The organism is Vibrio sp. 10N.222.46.A1 (assembly GCF_041473595.1).
Lineage (GTDB): Bacteria > Pseudomonadota > Gammaproteobacteria > Enterobacterales > Vibrionaceae > Vibrio > Vibrio tasmaniensis_A.
Map to the genome: position 1 here is coordinate 1 of NZ_JBFRSN010000612.1, position 3,855 is coordinate 3,855.

6 protein-coding genes are annotated in these 3,855 nt (G+C 45.3%); 4 read left to right on the forward strand and 2 right to left on the reverse strand.

What is annotated here, in order from left to right; all coding sequences use genetic code 11:
* The 3 genes from AB4496_RS16975 to AB4496_RS16985 all read left to right on the forward strand — a co-directional run.
* The coding region (locus AB4496_RS16975; protein ID WP_372131438.1) for a metal ABC transporter ATP-binding protein at nucleotides 1-552 on the forward strand (552 nt) is incomplete at its 5' end.
* A complete protein-coding gene (locus tag AB4496_RS16980; RefSeq protein WP_009845395.1) occupies nucleotides 552-1,427 on the forward strand; it encodes a metal ABC transporter permease in 876 nt (291 codons plus the stop codon). The genes AB4496_RS16975 and AB4496_RS16980, both read left to right, overlap by 1 nt.
* 2 nt (nucleotides 1,428-1,429) lie before the next feature.
* Nucleotides 1,430-2,353, forward strand: a complete 924-nt coding sequence (locus AB4496_RS16985) for an ABC transporter substrate-binding protein (protein WP_102257996.1) — start codon at nucleotides 1,430-1,432, stop codon at nucleotides 2,351-2,353.
* A 129-nt stretch (nucleotides 2,354-2,482) separates the two neighbouring features.
* Here the strand turns inward: AB4496_RS16985 and AB4496_RS16990 are convergent, their stop codons facing one another.
* Complete coding sequence (locus AB4496_RS16990; protein WP_017101886.1) at nucleotides 2,483-2,713, reverse strand: DUF2986 domain-containing protein; 231 nt, start codon at nucleotides 2,711-2,713, stop codon at nucleotides 2,483-2,485.
* Between the two features lie 93 nt (nucleotides 2,714-2,806).
* Between AB4496_RS16990 and AB4496_RS16995 the strand changes: the two genes are divergently transcribed.
* On the forward strand, nucleotides 2,807-3,202 hold the full coding sequence (locus AB4496_RS16995; RefSeq protein WP_102257997.1) for a nitrous oxide-stimulated promoter family protein: 396 nt from the start codon (nucleotides 2,807-2,809) through the stop codon (nucleotides 3,200-3,202).
* A gap of 120 nt (nucleotides 3,203-3,322) precedes the next feature.
* Here AB4496_RS16995 and AB4496_RS17000 read toward each other — a convergent pair.
* Nucleotides 3,323-3,855: MATE family efflux transporter (locus AB4496_RS17000; protein WP_372131440.1), on the reverse strand; the 533-nt coding region annotated here is incomplete at its 5' end.

A 3,855-nucleotide genomic window follows, 5' to 3' on the forward strand; every position in this document is an offset into this window, starting at 1 on the left:
AATATTCATTGGCCAGAAAAGCCAAGCATTGGTTACGTTCCTCAAAAAGCGACCTTCGAATCGAGCTTACCTCTGACGGTAATGGATTTCGTCCTGCTTAACCAAACTCGAATTCCGCTGTTTTGGCGTCGTAAGTCTAAGCAATTGGATCTTGCATTAGCGCAACTCGACCGTGTGGGAATGGCGACTCGTAGCGACCGCCGTATGGGTCAATTGTCGGGTGGCGAGCAGCAACGCGTGTTGTTTGCACAAGCATTATTGGATAACCCAAGTTTGTTGGTGTTGGATGAACCAACGACTGGCATGGATGAACAAGGCGTTCGTTATTTAGAATCGCTAGTTCGTGAATGCGTTAATGAAGGGCGTACCATTCTTGCTGTTCACCATGATGTAACCGCAGTACGTCGTCTTGAAGCGAATGTACATGTTGTGAATCGATTCTTGGTGGATAGTGGTCCACATGAACAAGTACTACACCCGACTAAAATCGAGAGTCTGTTCCAGCACTATAGCAGTGGATCTGCCATCACCAAATCGAAGGAGGTTGCGTAATGGAGTGGTTACGACAACTTGCCACTAGTGGCGTTGAAGCGGGTTGGTTATCAGACAGCTTCATGTATGCGTTTATGGTAAATGCACTGGTTGCCGCATTGTTACTTGGCCCGTTATTAGGTGGCCTTGGTACTTTGGTGATTGCTAAACGCTTGGCATTCTTCTCTGAAGCGGTAGGTCATGCTGCATTAACCGGTATTGCCATTGGTGTTTTGCTTGGCGAGCCACCAGAAAACCCAATTATTGGTCTGTTTAGCTTCTGTATGATCTTTGCTTTGCTTCTTCACTTTGTAAGAAACAGAACCAACGTGCCATACGACACCTTAGTTGGTGTGTTTCTAGCGCTAGCATTGGCAGTAGGTGCGGCATTGCTGATGTACGTGGCGCGTAAGATCAATATCCACATGCTTGAGAACGTGTTATTTGGTTCGATTCTGACGGTAACAGACCAAGATTTAGCAATTCTCGCAGGCAGCTGCGCGCTCATCATTTTGCTCTTGATACCGACGTTCAACCGTATTCTTCTCACTTGTATTAGCCCGGATATTGCCAAGGTGCGCGGCTATAACACCAGCTTCTATGACTACCTGTTTGTGATGATGATTACTTTGGTGACGATTGCTGCGGTGAAGATCGTGGGTGCTGTTTTGGTTGGTGCGTTATTATTGATTCCGGGTGCTACGGCGCGATTGTTGACTAAACGCATGGGGAGCTTTGTTTTGCTTTCTGCGTTGCTGGCAACTATTGCATGTTTAGTCGGAACGGTATTACCGATGGAACTTAAACTGCCTGTGCCGTCAGGCGCTTCAATAATCATCGTTTCTGCAACGTTTTTCCTAGCGGCAACGCTATACCGAATTATAAGAAAGGCATAACCATGACTCCTTTGATGAATCGTATTTCAAGCTCAGTAAAAACAGCGGCTCAAGTGGGTGTACTTGGTAGTGTGTTAATGGCTGGATCTGTGGTGTCACTGAACGCTAATGCAGAAGATATCTTAACGAGCACACCTGTGACTTATGCATTGGCAACAGAGCTAACCAAAGGCACTGACATTACCACTGAATACCTACCACCAAAACGTTACGGCATTGATCGCTTACTTAACTGGTTTGGCACTAAGGGTGAAAGCAAGGTGCTTAAGTCAGGAGAGAAGGCGACCGTTGCGTTAACGCTGTCATCTATTTGGCAAGCGGATCCTACATTTGTATACGCAAGGCAAGGCAATATCCGCTTGGTTGAGGTGGATGCCGCTCAAGCTATTACACCGCGAGCACAAGGTGTTGCCGCGTTGACGCTATCAAGTGGTGAAGTGTCTAAGTATGCTTGGTTAAATCCAACCAACCTAACGCGCATGGCTGCTATCGTGGCTGACGACTTTAAGTTGTTGTGGCCAGCGCAAGCAGAGACGATTGATAGCAACCTACAACGTGTGATGTTGGATGTGCGTGAACTGATTAACAAGCAACAAGCGGTATTATTGGATAACGACGTAGATTCAGTATTGTTACTTTCAGAAAGCTTGGAAGATTTTGCTTCTGGTAGCCAACTGTTTGTTGAAGCACGTATGTTCAAAGCTGAACTGGAATGGACAGAACAAGACAAGGCCAAACTCAAAGCGATGTTTTCTGAAGATGACGCGCTATGGTTAGTGACAGCGAAAAAGCCGACGACTTTGATTAAGTCGCTGGTGCCTAATGAGCGAATTCTTGTAGTTGACTCGGTAGACCGCTGGGGAAGAGCAGGGATTAATGCAAAAGTGCCGTTCGCACGTTGGGAAGTTAAACCATTCAAAGGTTAATTGAATAGCTAAGTCGCTAGGTTAATACGGTAGGATCAAAAAAGCAGCCCAAATAGAGGCTGCTTTTTATGTTCTTGTCTACAGGCTCTGATCTGAGCGCTGAGCAAGAGTATCTCGTGAGTCAAAAGTTTACTCTGCAGCTTTTTTTTCTTTAGTTTCAATACCAGCTTCTTCTGCTTCAACCGCTGTCTCTACTGAACCCTCAGCTTGCTCTAGAGCGGCTTTCGCTTGTTCTTCAGCTTCCATTTTTGCGCGATCAGCTTTAGAAATATAGCGAGGCTTGTTGCTACCATGCAGTTTAGAATTCGCCTGTTTCTGTCTTTTCTTTAGAATTTGATTGATTTTTTTCTTACGGTTCATTGCTGCATAGCCTTGTATTTAGTTTATGCGGTGGAGGATAATCATTTTAGATCTAGAACTCAACCTGTACGGTCTCTCATTAGGTAATTAATCATGTTCCAACATAACAACATTCTACAAGGCGAACTCGCAACGGAGTACAAAACCGTTATTGCGATGGTGCACATCTACTGTAAAGATCACCACGGTGCGGTTCGTCAGAATAACGCGTTATGTGAAGAGTGTGAGCAACTGTTGCGTTATGCAGAGACACGACTTGATAGATGCCCTTATGGCGAAGCAAAGCCGACCTGTAACAAGTGTCCGATTCATTGTTATAAGCCTGATCCTAAAGAGCAGATGCGTTTAGTGATGCGCTATGCAGGGCCAAGAATGCTACTTAAGCATCCGATTTTAGCGATCAGGCATTTGATTCATGAGAAACATAAAGTGCCAGAGAAGCCACTGCCGAATGTGTCTAATCGCCATATCCGAATGAACAAGAAGTAACTAGTGCTTTAAAGTGGTCGCAGAAGAAACGAAAAAGGTCTGATTGCTCAGACCTTTTGTGTTTCTGCTAACTGCATTATCAGAAGGCAGTCTTGTAGAAAGAATACTTTATGTATAAAGCTACACCGCTTGAGGCTCGTCGTAGGTCACTGTGAGATTGTTGATCCAGCGTCGGCTCAAGTAGCGGTGCGAGCATATTGCCAGTTTCACCACTTCTTCTACCAACATCAGGCCATAGATGTATTTGAAATCCCATCCAGCGACAAACGCGCCATAAACACACACTGGAATGCCCACCATCCACATCGCGATGAAATCCATGCGAAGGCAAAAAGCGTTATCACCACCAGCACGAATAATACCGTTAATGATCACCATGTTGAGCATACGAATCACCACTGCAAAACACATGATCATCATTGCTGGCGAAGCAAGCGGGTACAATGCATCTGTAGAAAGGTTTAACCATGATAGAACATGCTCTTTACCCATAAACAGTAGCATGCCAACGACAGCGCCAAAGCCAACGACGGCTTTAATGAATGTTAGACCCATGCTCATAGCATCATCAAATTCATCACGGCCCAGCGAATGGCCAAGCAATACTGAACACGCCACCGAAATACCAAAGAATATTGAGTAACACAGCGATT

Bases quoted from the DNA above. Each gene is read 5' to 3' on its own strand.
- AB4496_RS16980 (WP_009845395.1), top strand. From the start codon at position 552: ATGGAGTGGTTACGACAACTTGCCACTAGTGGCGTTGAAGCGGGTTGG.
- AB4496_RS16985 (WP_102257996.1), top strand. From the start codon at position 1,430: ATGACTCCTTTGATGAATCGTATTTCAAGCTCAGTAAAAACAGCGGCT.
- AB4496_RS16990 (WP_017101886.1), bottom strand. From the start codon at position 2,713: ATGAACCGTAAGAAAAAAATCAATCAAATTCTAAAGAAAAGACAGAAA.
- AB4496_RS16995 (WP_102257997.1), top strand. From the start codon at position 2,807: ATGTTCCAACATAACAACATTCTACAAGGCGAACTCGCAACGGAGTAC.